Origin of the sequence: Streptomyces sp. NPDC127068 (genome assembly GCF_042724695.1) — a bacterium.
In the GTDB taxonomy this organism is placed as follows: domain Bacteria; phylum Actinomycetota; class Actinomycetes; order Streptomycetales; family Streptomycetaceae; genus Streptomyces.
Map to the genome: position 1 here is coordinate 11,743 of NZ_JBHXEN010000048.1, position 17,570 is coordinate 29,312.

Genomic DNA, 17,570 nt, shown 5'->3' on the forward strand with positions numbered 1-17,570 from the left:
GAGCCCCCCTTGGCCCATGGGGGCTCCGGCGCCCCTCTGCGTCCCCCGTTGCCGGGCCCAACCCCCGCCGGGGCCTGGGGAAAACCCCCTGGTGGATAGGCGGGCGCACCGCACTGCGGGGCGGGCACCGGGACTGACAGTGTTCCCGTCATGATCTCCCAACGGCTCCGCGGAAGACCGCTCGTCACCAGTACGCTCGCCCTGGCCTGCGCCGTGTCCTTACTCGGCGGCACCGCGCACGCCGTCTCCCCCGCCACCGCACCTGCTGCCGCCGCCGCGGCCGGGCATCCCCCACACACCGGACGCGGTTCGGTGGTCTCGGCGACGCCGGTGGCGCAGTGGGACGCCGACCGGGTCAGGGCGCACCTGGCGCAGGCGAACATCGAGGCCGACCGGGTCCGCCACGGAGTGCGGGCCCATCGGATCGTGTACCGCACGATCGACATCACGGGCCGGCCCACCACCGCCAGTCAGCTGGTCGTGGTCCCCGCCAACGGCGTGCGCGACCTGCGCGTGGTGTCCTGGTTGCACGGCACCACCGTGTTCCGCGGGGACGTGGCCTCGATGAACGAACGGTCCACCGACCGGGCCGCCGCCTTCCTCTTCGCCGGGGCGGGCCACGCGGTGTCCGCGCCGGACTACCTGGGCCTGGGCGAGGGCCCCGGCTTCCACCCGTACGGACATCCCGAGGGGACCGTCAGCGCCGCGGTGGACGCGCTCCGGGCGACCCGGGCCTTCGTCCGACGGGACGGCCGTGACCTGGAACGCAGGGTCCTCATCAGCGGTTTCTCGCAGGGCGGTCCGGCCACGATGATGCTCGGCCGGGCCCTGCACCGGGGCGCCGACCGCTACTTCCGGCCCGGCGCGCTGGCACCCGTGGGCGGGCCGTTCGACCTCAGCGGCTTCGAGGCCGCCGCCGCGGACGACCGGGTCGTCCGCTCCTCGCTCTACCTCGCCTACTTCGCCACCGCGTGGCAGCGGATGTACGGGCTGTACGGCACGCCGAGCGAGGTGTTCCGCGCCCCGTACGACACGGTGGTGGAGACCTTGTTCGACGGCCACCACCGGTCGTCGGAGGTGGCCGCCGCGCTCCCGGCGACGTCGAGGGAGCTGTTCACCCCGGAGTTCCTGGACCGGGTCCGACACCCCACCGGGGAACTGCGACAGCAGCTGCGGGCCCTGGACACCACCTGCGACTGGCGCCCCGACGTGCCCGTGCGCATCTTCCACTCCCCCACCGACGCGGACGTCGCCTTCACCCACGCGGAGCACTGCGCGGAGCAGTTGACCGCGAACGGCGTCGAGCACGAGGTCGAGGAGGTGCTGGGCGACCACAACGGCAGTGTGCGCAGCGCCCTACCGGAGGTGGTCCGCGTCTTCGGCAGGGCGCCCCGCTGATCCGGATGCCCCGGATGCCCCGGATGCCCCGGGTACGACCAGGGTGACGACGGTGGCCGTGCCCAGCGAGCCCCCGGTGGGTATGCGCCGGGTGCGGACCGGGTGGTCGCCGGCCAGGCGGCGCACCCCCTCGGCGGTCGGCTGCTCCCGGCCCCGGGTGAAGCGTATGAAGCTCACCCGGGTGCCGGGGTCCGGGTCCAGTCGCCGGTACTGCCCGTAGGTGACGGCGTCGCACCGCGAGTACCAGCCGTTCTCCGGCTCGTACCCGGTGACCAGCAGACACCGTTCGCCCGGCCCGGCGGCCAGCGCACGCGCCACCGGCACGGTGGAACGGTGCTGGTCCATCGGCCCGGGCATGGCTCCGTGGGCCACCACGTGCACCGTGCCGAGCAGGGTGAGGACCGCCATGCCGGCGGTGGCCGTCAGCACGGGCACGGCCCGGGCCGCGAGGGCGCCCCTGACGGTCTGCACGCCCAGCACGGTGAGCAGCACCACCGGCAGGTAGACGAACCGGGGTTCGCCGTCGGTGGCCAAGCCCAGCACCACGAACGTCAGGAGGGACGCGGAGCCCAGGAACACGGTCCGCCGGTCGCGGTCGGCGGGAGCGCCGCCCCTGGTCCGGCGCACGGCAGCGGCCAGTCCGACCAGGCCGACGATCAGGAAGAGACCGCCGAGGTCACCGGCCAGCCGGTACGGGAGGATGGCGAGGTAGTACAGCAGGCCGTCACCGATGAACGCCCGCTCCGCCTGCTCGGTGGCCCAGGTGAGCAGCCCCAGGGGGGAGCCGGTGAGCCGGACGGCCTGGACGAGGTGCGGCACGGCGCCGAGCAGGACGAGCGCACCGACGGGTGCGAGCCGACGGCCCTGCGCCGCCCAGGCGCGCGGACCGTAGGCGAACAGGGCGCCCAGGGCGATGGCGAGCAGGTTGCCCACCACCCCGTAGCGCAGGTAGAAGGCCGCCAGCACGACCGGCGGCAGCGCCCAGAGGGCACGCGAGCCGGGCTTCTCCTGGACCCGGACGAGTATCCACACGACCACGAGGAGCAGCCCCGTCGCCCCTATGTCGGTGAGGAACTGGGGCAACCTGCGCAGGAAGCCGAGCCCGCCCAGCAGCAGGAGCACCACGAGCGCCGACTGTCGGGGAGAGGTCCAGTGCGCGACGACCAGGTACGTCACCGTGACGGTCGCCAGGGCCAGCAGCAGTCCGACGACCCGGAGGGCCCCCACGTCCTGGTGGACGCGCAGGGCGAGGCTGCCGAGGAGCGGGAGCACCGGTGGCCGGTAGGGACCCCAGCCGGCGGCGGGCGTGCCGGCGCCCGACCAGGAACGCGCCCGGTTCCCGTAGACGGACTCCTCGTGGCCGATCAGGGATTCGTGGTCCTGGAGCACCGCCCACGCGCCCGCGGTGAGGACCAGCAGCCCCGCGAGCAGGGCGCCCGACGGAACCCGTGGAGCACCGCAGGGCCCCGGGTCCGCCGGATCGGCGGGCAGCCGGCGTAACGGTCGGCTGCCCCACCACAGCAGGGGCCCGGCGAGCAGCAGGAACGGCCAGGGCTGCCAGCCCGGCAACCAGCCGCCGGCGCCGGCGGCGACGGCCAGCTGTTGCAGTACGGCGACGGCGGCCAGGAACAGCCCGGCCCGCCAGGCCCACAGGCGCTGCGGAGTGAACGGCGGGCAGGGGGTCGCAGGCATCGGGGCGGTTCTCCTGGGAGGTCGGCATCGGTCACGGGGTCCGCTCGAACCCATGAGGCTACGGCCCGGGGCGTAGGCCCTTGACGTCAACCGGAGTTGAGGTTCGAGACTGCCTGCATGGACGAGACGGACGAGCGGGACGTCAGAAGGCTGCTTGCCGAGTACACCGAGCTCTGGATCCAGCACAGGATGGAGGAATGGGGCGAACTCTTCACCGAGGAATCGGACTTCATCACCCACCGCGGCATCCGGTGGACCTCGCGGCAGCAGAACGTGGTGGGGCACCAGGACGTCCCCGAGGTCATCCTCGCGCAGAAGGAGAACTACGCGCAGGAGGTCGTCAGCATCCGGGGCATCACCCCGGACGTCGCCCTCGTGCACACGGTCTGGACCTGGCCGGGCCTGCGCCTGCCGTCCGCGGACGGGCCTGAGGACCGGCGGGGGCTGGTCACCCTGGTCCTGGTGAAGCAGCGGACCGGCGAGTGGCTGATCCGCGCGGCCCACAACACGCGGGAGAACGGGCTCGGCCCGGGCGGGGCGGCCGGCCCCGTCCTGGCAGACCGGCGGGGCTAGAGTCGGGGCATGCCGACGCACGCACGCGCCCGCCTCCTGGCCGCCGCCGAAGAGTTGTTCTACGCGGAGGGCATCCGCGCGGTCGGAGTCGAGCGACTCCTGTCCGCCTCCGGCGTGGGGCGGGCCTCCTTCTACCGGCACTTCGCGGGCAAGGACGAACTGGTCGTCGCCATGGTCCAGGGGTACGGCGTCCGCTTCCTCGACTCGCTCGCCCAGGACGTCGCGGCCCGCGGCGGCCACCCGCTGGCCGTCTTCGACGCGCTGGCGGACCGCTTCGAACGGGACGACTACCGGGGGTGCGCGGCGATCAACACGATCATCGAGAGCGCGGACCCGGAGAGCGCCGCGCACCGGGTCGCCGCCGCCCACAAGGACGACGTGGTCCGCTACCTGACCGGACTGCTCACCACCGCGGGCTCCCCCCGTCCCGCCGAACTCGCCGACCAGTTCCTGCTGTTGATCGACGGTGCGATAGTGACGGCACAACGCGAACGCGACGCCCGCGCCGCGCACCGGGCCCGCACCATCGCCGCGGCCCTGCTCCCCGCGGCGCAGCCCGACTCCGCGGGCTAGTCGGTCCCGCGGCGGACGACCTACGCGCTGCGCTTGCGGGGCGCGGCGGACTTCTTGGCGGTCGCCGCAGCGGTCTTCGCCGCCGTCCCCTTCTTCGCCTTCGCAGCGGTCTTCGCCACCGCCTTCTTGGCCGCCTTCTTGGCCGTCTTCTTGGCCGTCTTCTTGGCCGTCTTCTTCGGGGCCGGACGGGCGGTCTTCTTCGCTGCCGGGCCGGTCGACTTCTTCGCGGACGCCTTGCGGGGCGTGCCCCCGGGCTTCTTCCGGGCCGCCTCGACGGAGCGTTCCAGGATCGCCGCGAGATCGATGACGTCCGCTCCCGCCGGCTCCTGCGGCCGGCTCGGCGCGGGGACTTCGCCGGCGAGCTTCGCGGTGATCAGCTCGTCCAGCGCGGTGCGGTACTCGTCGTGGACGGAGTCCGGGTCGATCTCGCCCAGCGTGTCCATCAGGGCGTCCGCGAGGTCGAGTTCGGCGTCCTTGACGGTGACCCGGCCCTCGGGCGCGACGTGGTCGGTGGAGCGGATCTCGTCGGGCCACAGCAGCGCGTGCAGGCACAGCACCTCGCCCACGACCCGGAGCATCGCCAACCGCTCGCGGCCCCGCAGGGCGAACTTCGTCAGGGCGACGTTCCCGGTCCGCCGGAGGGCCTCGCGCAGCAGCACGTACGGCTTCGCCGCGTCCGTCCCGTTCACCGCCAGGTAGTACGCGGCGTCCATCTGGAGGGGGTCGATCCGGTCGGCCGGCAGCACCGCCACGACCTCGATGGTCTTGGTGGTGCGCAGCGGCAGGGACGCGAGGTCCTCGTCGGTGACGGTGACGACGGTGCCGTCCGGCATCTCGTAGCCGCGGACGGTGTCGGCGGCGGCGACCTCCTCGTCCTCCAGTTCGCACACCTTGCGGTAGCGGACGCGACCGCCGTCCGCGGTGTGGATCTGCCGGAAGGACACCGCGCGGTTCTCGGTGGCGCTCATCAGCTTGACGGGGATGCTGACCAGTCCGAAGGCGAGGGAGCCGTTCCAGATCGAGCGCACGTCCGCCGCCTTCCGCAGGGCCGAGGGCCATCCGCCATGTCCGGTATCCAGCGATTCATGGCAGTCTCATCGTATGACGCCGATCACGGAGGTGGAGGGGCGGCGGCTGTCGCTGAGCAACCTCGACAAGGTGCTGTACCCGGAGACCGGCTTCACCAAGGGACGGCTCCTGCACTACTACGCCACCACCGCGGGGCCGGTGCTCGCCCAGCTCAGGGACCGTCCGGTGTCGTTCCTGCGGTATCCGGACGGGCCGGGTGGCCAGCGGTTCGTCAGCAAGAACGTGCCGCCGGGCACCCCCGCGTGGGTGCGCACCGCCGAGGTCCCCCATTCGGACGGCGCCCAGCGGCAGGTGGTCGTCCAGGACCTCGCCTCGCTGATGTGGGCGGCGAACCTGGTGACCGAGTTCCACACCCCGCAGTGGCGGGACGGCGCGTACGCCCGCGCGGACCGGCTGGTCCTCGATCTCGACCCGGGGCCGCCCGCGACCGTCGTGGAGTGCTGCACGGTCGCCCGGTGGCTGCGGGAACGGCTGGCCGCCGACGGGCTCGACGCCTTCGTGAAGACCTCCGGGGCGAAGGGGCTGCATCTGCTCGTGGCCCTGCGTCCGACGCCGTCCGACGAGGTCAGCGCGTACGCGAAGCGCCTCGCGCTGGCCGCCGAGCGCGCCCTGCCCGCCCTGGTCACCCATCGGATGACGCGGAGCCTGCGGCCCGGCAAGGTCTTCGTGGACTTCAGCCAGAACGCCGCCGCCAAGACCACGGCCGCCCCGTACACGGTGCGCGCCCAGCCGGAGCCGACCGTGTCGGCACCGCTGACCTGGGCGGAGACCGAGGCGTGCCGCGCTCCGGGGCAACTGCGCGTACGGGCCGACGACATCGCCGGGCGGCTGGAGCGGTACGGGGACCTGCTGGAACCGCTGTACGACCCGGCGCGGGCCGGCGAACTCCCCCCGGGATAGGAACCGGGTCAAGACCGAGGCCGGACCCGGGTCAGAGGTGACGCCACAGGGTCCGGTCGCGGGCCGCCGCGTACAGGGCCGCCACCTCCGTCGGCTTCAGGACGCCGGCCTCCCGGGCCAGCACGGCCAGTTCCCCGTCCCGCAGCACCCGTACGCCCCGGCCGGTCGGCGCCCCGGTGACGGCCGAGGCCCCGCAGGGCGCCAGGACGGGGGTGACGTGCGCGGTCAGCGCGTGCGCGGCGCGCTCGGCGAGCGCACGGACGGTGCTCAGCAGCGGGCGGGGCGCCGACCTGCCCACCGTCACCTCGGGGTCGGCGATGCGCACCCGGCGCCCCCGGGCCGGCACCGCCCACACCACGAAGGGTCCCGCGGGGCCGATCGCCAGGTGGGGGATGCGGTCCCCGCCGGGCAGCGGCACCGAGTGCAGGACGCGCCAGCCGCCGGGTTCCAGCGCTTCCAGTGCGGCGCCCGTGGACTCCTCGGCGGCGAGGGCCGCGCGGCGCCGGTCCGCACGCAGTCGGCGGGGCGGGTCCGGGTCGCGTTCCAGGGCGATGCGCAGGGCCTCGCCGGGCCGGTTCGGGGCGAGGTCGTCGTCCGGGTGCAGGGCGAGCCTCGCCAGGTCGGCGGTGGTGGGGACGGGCGGCGGGCCGATCGTGACGCGTCCGCTGAGGTACGGGTTCAGCGCGGTGAGCACCGCGTCCGTGTCGGGGGTGCTCAGTACGGTCACCCGGGCGTTCTCGTGGTCGTACCAGGCGAGGGTCCGGCCGTCCGGCAGGGTGACGTGGAGCAGCTCCCGGCCGTGTCGCCGGGCGGGCACGACGCGCAGTCCCGTCATGGGATCACCCCCGTGCCCCATGGGAACAGGTGGGCGTCGGGGCCCGCAAGGAACGGCCGCCCGGGGCCGCGGGAACCGGCCAGGTCGGGGGCGTGCAACGGTCCGCCCACCCCGCACCGGGGGGAGTGCGGGCCCCGGACGGGTGACTCGGGTGCGCACGGGGGGCCGTGGTGCGGGCGGGCAGGGGAGGGGGGAGGGGAGGAACCAGGCGATCGGGGTGGGAGGAATGTCCTCGCTTAGGGGGTTCGGGAGCGGGTCCCGTACCGTTGCCGGCTGAAGGAGTGAGTCCCCGTACGTCCGCAGGAGTGCGCACCGTGTTCCACCGCCCAGCCCCCCGGCCCCGCGCGGCCCGGCTGGCCGGTGCCCTGGGACTGGCCGGACTGCTGCTGGCCGGGTGCGGGAACCCCGGTGATCTGAGGAGCGCGGGCCCCACGCCGACCGCCGTGGCCCCGGCCGAGCTGTGGCCGGATCTCCCCCCTGCCTCGGCCCCCGCGTACGACTACGGGGAGGCCGCGACCGAGACCGTGGAGGACGTCACGGTGCCGGGCGGCGACCTCCGGCGGCTCGACCCGGTCGCCTTCCTCAAGGCGCAGGCCACCGAACACCCGGACACCTTCACCGGTCCGCTCGCCCTGGACGAGGAGACCGCCGAGCGGATCGCGCGGTGCGGTCGCGGCGCGGCCGGGACCGCGGGCTGCCCGGTGCTGAAGACGCAGTACCGGGATCTGACGGGCGACGGCCGCGAGGAAGCGATCATCGGCATCCGGCTCCTGAACGGCCAGTTGGCGATCCGGGTCCTCACCCAGGACGAGGGGAAGCTGATCCAAGTCATGTCCACGTCCGACGCGATGACCGGGGTGGAGATAGCGGGACGGGACCTGGTGCTCCGGGCGGTGTCCGGCATCCCGGGTTACGAGTACCGGACCGTCTGGTCGTGGGACCGGCACCAGCGGGCGATGCTGCCGACCAAGGACGAGTTCCTGCGGGTGGACGGAGCGGCGAAGTCCCCCGTGGCCCGCCCCCGGGCCACCGCAGCACCGTCCGGGAGCGCCCCGTGACCGCGTCGCCGCCCCGGACCGGGCGCCGGACCGGACGCGGACCGCTGCGGCGGCTGCGCTCGTGGACGGCGTCCCTGCCCTGGAAGGCGGGGGCGTTCATCGCGGTGATGTGCTGCGCCCTCGCCGCCCTGTTGGGCGTGCTGGTGCACACGTCGGTGACCCACCAGACGGTCGGCCAGGCCCGGGAGCGCGCACTGACCCGGCTCACCGACGCGACCCGGGCGTTCGAGGACGGTGACACGCTCGGTCCCGGTGCCGCGGTGGACCCGCCGGACCTGCCGCGTTCGCTGCGGCGGCTGGCGCTGGACGGGGAGCGCGGCACGATGGTCGGCGACCGTTCGCCGCGGCCCACCATGTGGGCGGCGGGCCCCGCGGACGACGACCGGGTCATCGCGGTGGCCGTCGACTACTCGCAGGGCGTGCGCACGATCGCCGGTCTCGACCGGGCGATCCTCGGTTCCTCCGCCCTGGCGATCGGGGCGACCCTGCTGGTCGGGGCGTTCGCGGTGACCCGGGTGACCCGACGGCTGCACGCGACCGCCCGGGTGGCGCGGCGGATCAGCGCCGGGGACCTCGACGCACGCGTCAACGACCCCAGGACGAAGGACCCGCGCCGGGCGCAGGACGAGGTGGCGGCCGTCGCTTCCGCGCTGGACTCCATGGCGTCCTCGCTCCAGGGCAAGCTGGAGAGCGAACGACGCTTCACGGCGGACGTGGCGCACGAGCTGCGGACCCCGCTGACCGGACTGCACGCGGCGGCCGAACTGCTCCCGCCGGGACGCCCCACCGAGTTGGTGCGGGACCGGGTGGCGGCGTTGCGGACCCTGACCGAGGACCTGTTGGAGATCTCCCGGCTGGAGTCGGGCGGTGAGCGGCCGGACCTCGACGAGCACCGGCTCGGCCCGCTGGCCGAGCGGGTCGCCCGGGCCGCCGGCGCGCAGCCGGTGATCGTCCGTGACCTGTGCGTGGAGACGGACCGCCGCCGGCTGGAACGGGTGCTCGGCAACCTGGTGGCGAACGCGGTGACCCACGGCCGGGGGCCCGTGACGGTCACGGTCGACGGCCCGGAGATCACCGTCCGGGACCACGGCGACGGCTTCCCCGACTACCTGGTCCAGCACGGGCCGCAGCGGTTCCGCACCGACGGCGGCTCCAAGGGCCACGGGCTGGGGCTCACCATCGCCCTCGGCCAGGCGACGGCGTTGGAGGCCCGGCTGACCTTCACCAACGCCCCGCCGCCCGAGGGCGGCGCGGTGGCGACCCTGACCCTGCCGGGCGGCTGACGCCCACCACGGGGGCCCACCCGATGGCCGTACGCAGCGCGCGGGCCCCCACCCCCGCTCCTAGGGTGAAACCGGCACGAACCCCCCACCCTCCCAGCCCAGGAGCCCTCATGAGCCCACGCCTGCGCACCGCGGCGATAGCCACCGCCGCGACCGCCCTCGCCCTCGCCGCCGCGGTCACCCCCGCCACCGCCGCACCGGTCACCCCCGCCGGGAACGACCAGGACCACCACCAGCACTACAAGGGCCGGGTCGTCGCCCACGGCGGACTGCTGCTGCGCGACTCCCCCACCCGGGGCAGCCGCGTCCTGCGCAAGGAGCGCTACGGCGCGATCGTCAGCATCTACTGCAAGACCCGCGGCGAACGCGTGGAGGGCAACCCCCTCTGGTACCTCCTCACGGACGGCACCTGGGCCTGGGGCGCGGCCCACTACATCGACAACATCGGAAAAGTGCCGCACTACTGCTGAATACTTCACATAACGGGACATCTCCCACGCGACTTGCTACGTTCCCGGCATGACCGGAACGGCAGCGCAGGCCCCGCCCACCGGCCGGGCGCCCGCCGCCCGCCGCCCCGGGGGGCGCGGCACCGAACTCGCCCTCCTGGTCCCCGCGGTCCTGCTGGTCCTCCTCGGCTACTGCGCCGCGGGGCTCGGCAGGACCGGTGCCGTACCGCCCGGCGTCGCCGGCTACGGCGCCGGACTGGGGGCGCTCGCCCTGCTCGCCCACGGCGCGGTCCGGCTGCGCGCCCGGCACGCGGACCCGCTGCTGCTGCCGATCGCGGTGCTCCTCAACGGCATCGGCCTGGTCCTCATCTACCGGCTGGACCTGGAGACCCCCGGCGACCGCGCGGCCCCCGCCCAGCTGGTGTGGTCGGCCCTCGGCATCGGACTGTTCACCCTGGTCGTCCTGGCCCTGCGCGACCACCGCGCCCTGCGGCGCTACGCCTACCTCTCGATGACCGCCGCCCTGGTCCTGATGGTCGTCCCGATCTTCTTCCCGGCCGTGAACGGCGCCCGCATCTGGATCAGGGCCGGCGGCTTCTCCATCCAGCCCGGCGAGTTCGCGAAGGTCCTGCTGGCCCTGTTCTTCGCCAGCTACCTCGCCGCCAACCGGCACGCCCTCGCGTACACCGGACGCCGGCTGTGGCGGCTCACCCTGCCGACCGGCCGGGTGCTGGGACCGATCGTCGCCGTCTGGGCGCTGAGCGTCCTGGTGCTGGTCCTCGAACGCGACCTCGGCACCTCCCTGCTGTTCTTCTTCCTGTTCGTGATCCTGCTGTACGTGGCCACCGGCCGGACCGGCTGGATCGCGGTCGGGCTGCTGCTCGCCGCGGCGGGCGCGACGGCGGTCGGCTGGCTGGAACCGCACGTGCACACCCGCGTCCAGGACTGGCTGCACCCCTTCGCCTCGATCGAAGCGGGCCGGGGCCCCAACCAACTCGCCCAGTCGCTGTTCGCCTTCGCCGCCGGTGGGCTCCTGGGCACCGGCCTCGGGCTCGGCGACTCGATCCTGATCGGTTTCGCCGCGAAGTCGGACTTCATCCTCGCCACCGCCGGCGAGGAGCTGGGGCTCGCCGGCCTCTCGGCCCTGTTCCTGCTGTACGCGCTGCTGGTGGAGCGGGGGTTCAGGACCGGACTCGCCCTGCGGGACCCGTTCGGTCAGCTGCTCGCGGTGGGCCTCGCCTCGATCGTGGCGCTCCAGTCCTTCGTGATCGCGGGCGGCGTGACCGGACTGATCCCGCTCACCGGCATGGTGATGCCGTTCCTCGCCCAGGGCGGTTCCTCCGTGGTGACCAACTGGATCATCGTCGCCCTGCTGATCCGGCTCAGCGACTCCGCCCGCCGCCCCGACCCGCAGGAGCCACCCCGGTGACGGCGACCCGACGACCACCGCGCACCGGGCGCACCCCGCGCACCATGGATCGCTGCACCCGTCACACGGCCCTCGTCTGCCTGGTGCTGCTCGCCGCCCTGCTGGCGAACGCGGCCCGCGTCCAACTGGTCCAGGCGGGCGCGCTGAACGAGGACCCGGCCAACCGCCGCGGCGCCATCGACCGCTACGCCGAGCCCCGCGGCGAGATCGTGGTGGACGGACGGCCCGTCACCGGCTCCGAGGACACCCACGAACACCTGCGCTACGAACGCGTCTACCGGGACGGCCCCCTGTGGGCACCGGTGACGGGCTTCTCCTCCCAGGTGTACGGGACGAGCTTCCTGGAGGCCGCGGAGGACCCGCTCCTGTCGGGCACCGACCCGATGCTGGCACCGCTTCCGCTCTGGCACGAACTGACCCGTTCGCGCAGCCGGGGCGGCCGGGTCGTCACGACGCTCGACGGCTCCGCGCAACGGGCCGCGTACGCGGGGCTGGCGGGGCGCAAGGGCGCGGTCGCCGCCCTGGACCCGTCGACGGGCCGCGTGCTCGCCCTGGTGTCGTCGCCCTCGTACGACCCGGGCGTGCTCTCCGGCACCGGCCGGGCGGTCGAGCAGGCGTGGCGCCGGCTCAACGCGTCCCCGGAGCAACCGATGCTCAACCGCGCGGTCCGGCAGACCTACCCGCCGGGCTCCGCCTTCAAGGTGGTCACCGCGGCGGCGGCCCTGGAGTCCGGCGCGGTGGGCGACCTGGACGAGCCGACGGACTCCCCCGACCCGTACCGGCTGCCGGGCACCACGACGACCCTGAGCAACGAGGTCGACGGCTGCGCGGACGCCACCTTGCGCTACGCGTTCACCTGGTCCTGCAACACGGTGTTCGCGAAGCTCGGCACCCGGGTGGGGCTGACCGGGATGGCGGGCGCGGCCCGGGACTTCGGCTTCAACGAACCGGGGCTGCGCATCCCGTTCGCGGTGGCGCCCAGCACCTTCGACCGCCACATGGACCGGGCGCAGCTCGCGCTGTCGTCTGTCGGCCAGTTCGACACCCGCGCGACTCCGCTCCAGATGGCGATGGTCGCGGCGGCGGTCGCGGGCGGCGGCACCGTGCGGTCCCCGTACCTGGTCGAGCGGACCACCACCGACGACGGCACCCCGGTGCGCACGGCCCCGCCCCGCACCTCCCGGCAGGCGATGGACCCCCGCACCGCGGCGCAGTTGCGGGAGCTGATGACGGGGGTCGTCGAGGAGGGCACGGGGGCCCGGGCGGCGATCCCCGGGGCGACGGTCGGCGGCAAGACGGGCACCGCCCAGCACGGCGTCGGCAACACGGGCGTCCCGTACGCCTGGTTCATCTCCTGGGCCCAGGCCGATGGCGCTCCGCAGCCGGCGGTCGCGGTCGCGGTGGTCGTGGAGGACGCCTCGGCGGTGCGCGGCGAGATCAGCGGCGGCGGCGACGCGGCGCCGATCGCCCGGGACGTGATGCGGTCGGTGCTGGCCGCCCGGGCCGCGGAGGGCGGCGACTAGCCGGAGTCGTCCGGGCGGCGCGGGTGGAGGGTCGTGAGGTCGATGTCGACCGGGAACGGGACCGTGAGGTTCAGCTTGTCGTGGTGGATGCCGGTGAGGGCGTACGTGCTGGTCGCCGGGTCCAGCTCGTAGACGTAGACGACGGGCAGCCCGTCGTTCTCCTCCACCCGCCAGTAGTGCGCGATGCCCGCCCCCGCGTACTTGCGGGGCTTGACCTCCCGGTCACGCTCCACTGAATCCCTGGACACCACCTCTACGGCGAGGAGGATGTCCTCCGGCTTGAACCAGGTCTGTGCCGGCCCCGTGTCCGCGTCCACGGGTACCACGATGACGTCCGGCTCGGGCCGGTTCGTCTCGTCCAACACCGTGGTCATTTCCCGGATCGCCTCCAGGTGAGGTGGCGCCTGAGCGATCAACTCGTTCTCCAACAACCGCACCATGCGGACGTGGAATCGGGTCTGCGGACTCACGAAGACGAGGCTCCCGTCGATCAGCTCCGTGTGCGGAGGAAGATTCGGAAGCTCGTCGAGGTCGTCCGCCGTCCAACCACCGACCGGCGGGCGTGGCCACTGATACCCCTCGTCCACCCCGTAGTCGCGTTCAGCGCTCATGATCGCTCCCATGGGTCGGAGTCTGCCTGATGGGGCAAGCGTACCCAGCGGATACCGGGGGAGATCAGCCAATCGGGTGAATCCTCCGGCTCGGCCCCGGTCAGGGCGTCGTGACGTCCGTGAGCCAGCCCGGCAGGGCCTCCCGGCGTTTCAGCCAGGCTTCCGACACGCTGGCCGTGCCGGTGCGGGCGCCGACGATGCCCGCGGTGATCGCACACGTGGTGTCGACGTCCCCCAGGCCCTCCGCCGTGGCCCAGAGCGCGGCGACCAGGTCGTCGGGGTGGCGGGCGGCGGTCCACACGGCGAACGGGACCGTGTCGTCGGCCCGGACCCGCTGCCCGCTGCCCAGCGCGTCGGCCGCCCGCCACGGCTCGGTGGCGAAGGACAGCCGGTCGGCCGCGAGCAGACCGTCCCGCACCGCGCCCGGCGGAGTGGCCTCGGCGACCGCGGCGACGCTGAGCCGGGCCCGGGCCGCGAGCGCCGCGGCGACCGCGACCGCCACCGCGCCCGCGACGCCCTCCGGGTGGGCGTGGGTGACCCGCGCCGACAGTTCGGCCTGCGCGGCGACGCGTTCGAGGTCGTCCGAGAACCAGGCACCGAGCGGCGCGACCCGCATCGCCGCACCGTTGCCGAGGCTGCCCTGACCGTCGAAGAGCGCACCGGCCGACTCGCGCCACGCCTCAGGCCGCTCGACGTGCCGGGGCAGCAGTTCGTGCATCCCGGCCCCGTACCCGCGACCGGGGTCCGCCGCGTGGGCCCGGCCGAAGGCGGCGGCCAGCGCCACCGGGTCGATCTCGCCGTGCTGTTCGAGGCAGCGCAGCACCGCGAGGGCCATCGCGGTGTCATCGGTCCAGCGCCACTCCTTCTCGCGCGGCATGCGGCGGCTACGGATCTCCGACACGGCCTGCTCCCGCTCCCGGAACAGCGGGAACCAACGCTCGCCGAAGGCATCGCCCAGGGCGAGCGCGTCGATGCTGTCGTGTGCGGCGGCGCGGCGGTCCGCGGGGGCCAGGGCTTCGTTCATGGCGTCATGGTGTCAGCTGATCACCGTGCTGACCCGCTCCTTTGCCCGGCTTTCCGTAAGCCTTGCCGACACCTGGCCGTCGGATTCCCTTTCCCTGGGCGTCATGTCCGTCCCCGGTGGTCGGACGGTCACGGGTGGTGAGGCCCGGGCGCCGCTGCCGGACCCCGCCGGGCGCCCCGGCCGGGGTCCGGTCCACCGGCCCGGACGCACCGGGTGCGACACTGCCTGACGTGCGCAGCGAAGACACCCTGTTCGTCGGCGGCCCCCTGGACGGCCGGGTCATCCCGGTGCTGGTGGGGCCGACCGGTCATCCCCCGAAGGTCTACCAGGTGCCCGTCCCGGGCCCGGACGGCGAGCCCGGGACCGTCCTCGTCTACCGCCGGGTGTCCGTCCAGGCCGGCCGTCGGCTGGTGCTCCACCGCGGCTGGAAGTACGAGTACGACCCCGAGGGCGGACCGGTGGGCCCGCGCTGGCCGTGGAGCAAGCCGCGACGGGGGCCGGGTACCGACTCCGGGTGACGGCGCTGCTCCGTTTCGCCCACCCCGGCGCGCGGTCCGGCGACCCGCCCCCCAGGCTCCCCCTGCGGGCCGCACGGGGCGCCCCGCGGGTGGAGGTGACGCCATGTCAGACGTTTCGACACGCCGGCCACACCGGGCGACCCGGGCGGCGGTGGCCGCGCTCGTGGTGGCGGCCCTGTCCGCCCCGGTGACCGCGGACGCGGCGCCCGCCCCGCCGGACCGTCCGGTCTCCGCACTGCTGACGGACCTTCAGCGGCTGTACCGCGAGGCCGGCGAGGCCACCGACCGCTTCAACGCCACCGAGGAGCAGCTGGCACGGCGCCGCCACGAGGTCGACACCGTCCAGGCCCGGCTGGCGCGGGCCCGCGGCGAACTCCACGCGAGCCGCGGCACCGCCGGGCGGCTGGCCCGCAGCCAGTACCGCGCCAGCGGCTCGCTCTCCCCGTACCTACGACTGCTGACGGCCCGTGACCCGGACCGGCTGCTCGCCGAGAAGCGCGTCCTGGGCCGGGCCGCCCGGCACTGGGTGGCGGCGGTCGACGAACTCACCGCCGACGAGCGCACGGCCGCGGTCCTCGCCGGTCGGGCCCGGGCCGCCCTGGACGAACAGCAGACCCTCGCCGACCGCCGGGAGGACGCCCGGGACGAGGTCGAGGGACGGCTCGACGAGGTCGAGGAACTGCTCGCCTCCCTCACGGCCGCGCAACTCGCCGCACTGGGGCGCCTGGAGGCGGCGACGACCGCCGAGGCGCAGAGCGACTTCCTCGCCTCGGGCGCACTGGGCGGCTCCCCGGCCGCGCGGACGCCCACCGCGGGCGGAGCGGCGGCCGTACGGTTCGCGGTGGCGCAACTCGGCAAGCCGTACGAGTGGGGTGCCGAGGGGCCCGCGTCCTTCGACTGCTCGGGGCTCACCTCGCGGGCCTGGGAGGCGGCGGGCGCCACGGTGCCGCGGACCAGCCAGGAGCAGTGGCGTCAGCTGCGGCGCGTCGCGCTGGACGAACTGCGCCCGGGCGACCTGGTGGTGTACTTCCCCGGAGCCACCCATGTCGCGCTCTACCTCGGTGACGGCCAGGTGGTGCACGCGCCCCGGCCGGGCGCCCGGGTGAAGGTCTCCCCCGTGGCGGCGAACCCGGTGCTCGGCGCGGTCCGTCCGGACCCGGCCGCCGAGCCGCTGGCCTCCTACGCGCCCCCGGAGCTGCCCGAGGGCGCGCGCGACGGCTCGGACACCGGGTACGGGGCGAGCACCCCGCCCGGGCCCTGAGGCGTCCGGACCGGGAGGTCAGGCACCGACCTCCGCGAGGTAGGCGTTCGCCTTGTCCGGGTCGTAGAAGAAGCCCTCGAAGTCGGCCGGGTCGTTGAACCCGTTGGCGAACCGGTCGGCCACCGGCTGGAGTCCGCCCGCCGCGCCGATCAGGTTCAACACGTGCTCCGGCGGCGGCGCCAGCATCGTGTTGGTCCACCGGGTGACGTGCTGCGCCGTCTCCCAGTACCGGTCGAAGGTGGCCTGCATCCACGTCTCGTCGAACGCGGCGTCCCCGTGGGACACGATCGCGTCGAGGTAGGCCGCGGCGCACTTGGACGCCGAGTTGGAGCCCTGGCCGGTGATCGGGTCGTTGGCGACGACCACGTCCGCGACGCCGAGCACGGCGCCCCCGCCGGGCAGCCGTCCCACGGGGTGGCGGACCGTCGGGGCGTACCGTCCGGCCAGGGTGGCGCCGGCGTCCGTCAGTTCCACCTCGGTGGCGCGCGCGTACTCCCAGGGGGTGAAGCGTTCCATCAGCTCCAGGGTGAGCGCCAGGTGCTCCGCGGGGTCCCGCACGCCCCGGAACACGTCGAGCGGGCCGCCGGGCACGCCCTCCCAGAAGAGGATGTCCGCCCGGCCCGAGGTGGTGAGCGTCGGCATCACGAACAGTTCGCCGACCCCGGGCACCAGGTTGCAGCGCACCGCGTCGTAGTCGGGATGCTCGGGGCGGGGCCCGAGGCCGTGCACGTAGGCGACGGACAGCGCCCGCTGGGGCTCGCCGTAGGGGGAACGCGAGGGGTCCCGCTCGAACATCGAAACGAGTTCGCCCTTGCCCGCTGACACGAGTACGAGGTCGTAGGTGCGGGCGAAGTAGTCGAGGTCGGAGACGGCGGCGCCGTGGATGACGACCTGTCCGCCGCGCTGGGCGAAGGTGTCCATCCAGCCGGCCATCTTGACCCGCTGGTCGACGGACTGGGCGTACCCGTCGAGGGCGCCGACCCAGTCGATGACGCGGGGCCGCGGGCCGTCGACGTCGGTCTCGGGCGGCGGTCCGGCGACGGAGACGCCGAGGCCCTTGATCTGCGGGGCCTGGGACTCCCAGAAGTTGATCTGGAGGTCGCGCTCGTGCTGGAGCGCGGTGTGGAACATGCACTGCGTCGACATGACGCGACCGGTACGGATCTCGTCGGCCGTGCGGTTGGACATGAGGGTGACCTCGTACCCCTGCGACTGGAGGCCGAGGGCGAGTTGGAGACCGGACTGGCCGGCTCCGACTATGAGTATTCTCCGCATACGGGTGTTCTCCTGTTGAACCTCTGGACCACTGAACGTCCGGGGGCGGAGCGGGGGTCGCCCGCGCCCGCCGCCGGCG

17 protein-coding genes are annotated in these 17,570 nt (G+C 74.2%); 11 read left to right on the forward strand and 6 right to left on the reverse strand.

All coding sequences use genetic code 11. The features are described 5' to 3' along the window. The first annotated feature begins 150 nt into the window (after positions 1–150). Positions 151–1,398 carry a hypothetical protein gene (locus ACFWIA_RS26335; protein WP_387009178.1) on the forward strand — a complete coding sequence of 416 codons (1,248 nt, stop codon included), beginning with the start codon at positions 151–153 and terminating at the stop codon, positions 1,396–1,398. On the opposite strand, the gene ACFWIA_RS26340 is transcribed toward ACFWIA_RS26335, so the two are convergent. Then, positions 1,357–3,090: a glycosyltransferase gene (locus ACFWIA_RS26340; RefSeq protein ID WP_387009180.1), complete on the reverse strand. Its 1,734-nt coding sequence runs from the start codon at positions 3,088–3,090 to the stop codon at positions 1,357–1,359. The genes ACFWIA_RS26335 and ACFWIA_RS26340 overlap by 42 nt on opposite strands. A gap of 117 nt (positions 3,091–3,207) precedes the next feature. Here ACFWIA_RS26340 and ACFWIA_RS26345 point away from each other — a divergent pair, with 117 nt between their 5' ends. Next, entirely contained in the window at positions 3,208–3,663 is a 456-nt protein-coding gene (locus tag ACFWIA_RS26345; RefSeq protein ID WP_387009181.1) for an SgcJ/EcaC family oxidoreductase, read from the forward strand. Positions 3,664–3,672: 9 nt separating this feature from the next. After that, positions 3,673–4,236 carry a TetR/AcrR family transcriptional regulator gene (locus tag ACFWIA_RS26350; RefSeq protein ID WP_387009182.1) on the forward strand — a complete coding sequence of 188 codons (564 nt, stop codon included), beginning with the start codon at positions 3,673–3,675 and terminating at the stop codon, positions 4,234–4,236. Positions 4,237–4,256: 20 nt separating this feature from the next. Here ACFWIA_RS26350 and ACFWIA_RS26355 read toward each other — a convergent pair whose 3' ends face one another. Then, positions 4,257–5,264, reverse strand: a complete 1,008-nt coding sequence (locus ACFWIA_RS26355) for a Ku protein (protein WP_387009184.1) — start codon at positions 5,262–5,264, stop codon at positions 4,257–4,259. A gap of 73 nt (positions 5,265–5,337) precedes the next feature. On the opposite strand from ACFWIA_RS26355, the gene ligD reads away from it, so the two are divergent. Then, entirely contained in the window at positions 5,338–6,225 is an 888-nt protein-coding gene (gene ligD, locus ACFWIA_RS26360; protein WP_387009186.1) for a non-homologous end-joining DNA ligase, read from the forward strand. 31 nt (positions 6,226–6,256) lie between these two features. Here the strand turns inward: ligD and ACFWIA_RS26365 are convergent, their stop codons facing one another. After that, positions 6,257–7,060, reverse strand: coding sequence for a nuclease-related domain-containing protein (locus tag ACFWIA_RS26365; protein ID WP_387009188.1), 804 nt, complete (start codon positions 7,058–7,060; stop codon positions 6,257–6,259). Between the two features lie 314 nt (positions 7,061–7,374). Between ACFWIA_RS26365 and ACFWIA_RS26370 the strand changes: the two genes are divergently transcribed. The 5 genes from ACFWIA_RS26370 to ACFWIA_RS26390 all read left to right on the forward strand — a co-directional run bounded on the left by ACFWIA_RS26370 (position 7,375) and on the right by ACFWIA_RS26390 (position 12,802). After that, positions 7,375–8,118, forward strand: a complete 744-nt coding sequence (locus tag ACFWIA_RS26370) for a hypothetical protein (RefSeq protein WP_387009190.1) — start codon at positions 7,375–7,377, stop codon at positions 8,116–8,118. Between the two features lie 107 nt (positions 8,119–8,225). After that, positions 8,226–9,401, forward strand: a complete 1,176-nt coding sequence (locus tag ACFWIA_RS26375; protein WP_387009276.1) for an ATP-binding protein — start codon at positions 8,226–8,228, stop codon at positions 9,399–9,401. 110 nt (positions 9,402–9,511) lie between these two features. Next, entirely contained in the window at positions 9,512–9,871 is a 360-nt protein-coding gene (locus ACFWIA_RS26380) for an SH3 domain-containing protein (protein WP_387009192.1), read from the forward strand. 49 nt (positions 9,872–9,920) lie between these two features. After that, positions 9,921–11,279 carry an FtsW/RodA/SpoVE family cell cycle protein gene (locus ACFWIA_RS26385; RefSeq protein ID WP_387009193.1) on the forward strand — a complete coding sequence of 453 codons (1,359 nt, stop codon included), beginning with the start codon at positions 9,921–9,923 and terminating at the stop codon, positions 11,277–11,279. A gap of 44 nt (positions 11,280–11,323) precedes the next feature. Next, the gene (locus ACFWIA_RS26390) at positions 11,324–12,802 is read left to right on the forward strand and encodes a penicillin-binding transpeptidase domain-containing protein (RefSeq protein WP_387009278.1); all 1,479 of its coding nucleotides are present in this window, start codon (positions 11,324–11,326) and stop codon (positions 12,800–12,802) included. On the opposite strand, the gene ACFWIA_RS26395 is transcribed toward ACFWIA_RS26390, so the two are convergent. Together ACFWIA_RS26395 and ACFWIA_RS26400 are read right to left on the reverse strand one after the other, a co-directional pair. Next, entirely contained in the window at positions 12,799–13,413 is a 615-nt protein-coding gene (locus tag ACFWIA_RS26395) for a Uma2 family endonuclease (RefSeq protein ID WP_387009195.1), read from the reverse strand. The two genes, ACFWIA_RS26390 and ACFWIA_RS26395, sit on opposite strands and share 4 nt — an antisense overlap. Before the next feature lie 100 nt (positions 13,414–13,513). After that, a complete protein-coding gene (locus ACFWIA_RS26400; protein ID WP_387009197.1) occupies positions 13,514–14,437 on the reverse strand; it encodes an ADP-ribosylglycohydrolase family protein in 924 nt (307 codons plus the stop codon). 230 nt (positions 14,438–14,667) lie between these two features. Between ACFWIA_RS26400 and ACFWIA_RS26405 the strand changes: the two genes are divergently transcribed. Together ACFWIA_RS26405 and ACFWIA_RS26410 are read left to right on the forward strand one after the other, a co-directional pair. Then, positions 14,668–14,955 carry a hypothetical protein gene (locus ACFWIA_RS26405; RefSeq protein ID WP_387009198.1) on the forward strand — a complete coding sequence of 96 codons (288 nt, stop codon included), beginning with the start codon at positions 14,668–14,670 and terminating at the stop codon, positions 14,953–14,955. A gap of 103 nt (positions 14,956–15,058) precedes the next feature. Then, on the forward strand, positions 15,059–16,216 hold the full coding sequence (locus tag ACFWIA_RS26410; RefSeq protein ID WP_387009200.1) for an NlpC/P60 family protein: 1,158 nt from the start codon (positions 15,059–15,061) through the stop codon (positions 16,214–16,216). An 18-nt stretch (positions 16,217–16,234) separates the two neighbouring features. On the opposite strand, the gene ACFWIA_RS26415 is transcribed toward ACFWIA_RS26410, so the two are convergent. Then, positions 16,235–17,491 (reverse strand): styrene monooxygenase/indole monooxygenase family protein, encoded by a 1,257-nt coding sequence (locus ACFWIA_RS26415; protein ID WP_387009202.1) that lies wholly within the window; start codon positions 17,489–17,491, stop codon positions 16,235–16,237. Between the last annotated feature and the right edge of the window lie 79 nt (positions 17,492–17,570).

What these genes read in the sequence shown, in the direction of transcription:
- ACFWIA_RS26385 (WP_387009193.1), top strand. Translation starts at nt 9,921, where the DNA reads ATGACCGGAACGGCAGCGCAGGCCCCGCCCACCGGCCGGGCGCCCGCC.
- ACFWIA_RS26340 (WP_387009180.1), bottom strand. Translation starts at nt 3,090, where the DNA reads ATGCCTGCGACCCCCTGCCCGCCGTTCACTCCGCAGCGCCTGTGGGCC.
- ACFWIA_RS26365 (WP_387009188.1), bottom strand. Translation starts at nt 7,060, where the DNA reads ATGACGGGACTGCGCGTCGTGCCCGCCCGGCGACACGGCCGGGAGCTG.
- ligD (WP_387009186.1), top strand. Translation starts at nt 5,338, where the DNA reads ATGACGCCGATCACGGAGGTGGAGGGGCGGCGGCTGTCGCTGAGCAAC.
- ACFWIA_RS26410 (WP_387009200.1), top strand. Translation starts at nt 15,059, where the DNA reads ATGTCAGACGTTTCGACACGCCGGCCACACCGGGCGACCCGGGCGGCG.
- ACFWIA_RS26375 (WP_387009276.1), top strand. Translation starts at nt 8,226, where the DNA reads ATGTGCTGCGCCCTCGCCGCCCTGTTGGGCGTGCTGGTGCACACGTCG.
- ACFWIA_RS26345 (WP_387009181.1), top strand. Translation starts at nt 3,208, where the DNA reads ATGGACGAGACGGACGAGCGGGACGTCAGAAGGCTGCTTGCCGAGTAC.
- ACFWIA_RS26395 (WP_387009195.1), bottom strand. Translation starts at nt 13,413, where the DNA reads ATGAGCGCTGAACGCGACTACGGGGTGGACGAGGGGTATCAGTGGCCA.
- ACFWIA_RS26400 (WP_387009197.1), bottom strand. Translation starts at nt 14,437, where the DNA reads ATGAACGAAGCCCTGGCCCCCGCGGACCGCCGCGCCGCCGCACACGAC.
- ACFWIA_RS26380 (WP_387009192.1), top strand. Translation starts at nt 9,512, where the DNA reads ATGAGCCCACGCCTGCGCACCGCGGCGATAGCCACCGCCGCGACCGCC.
- ACFWIA_RS26350 (WP_387009182.1), top strand. Translation starts at nt 3,673, where the DNA reads ATGCCGACGCACGCACGCGCCCGCCTCCTGGCCGCCGCCGAAGAGTTG.
- ACFWIA_RS26390 (WP_387009278.1), top strand. Translation starts at nt 11,324, where the DNA reads ATGGATCGCTGCACCCGTCACACGGCCCTCGTCTGCCTGGTGCTGCTC.
- ACFWIA_RS26415 (WP_387009202.1), bottom strand. Translation starts at nt 17,491, where the DNA reads ATGCGGAGAATACTCATAGTCGGAGCCGGCCAGTCCGGTCTCCAACTC.
- ACFWIA_RS26335 (WP_387009178.1), top strand. Translation starts at nt 151, where the DNA reads ATGATCTCCCAACGGCTCCGCGGAAGACCGCTCGTCACCAGTACGCTC.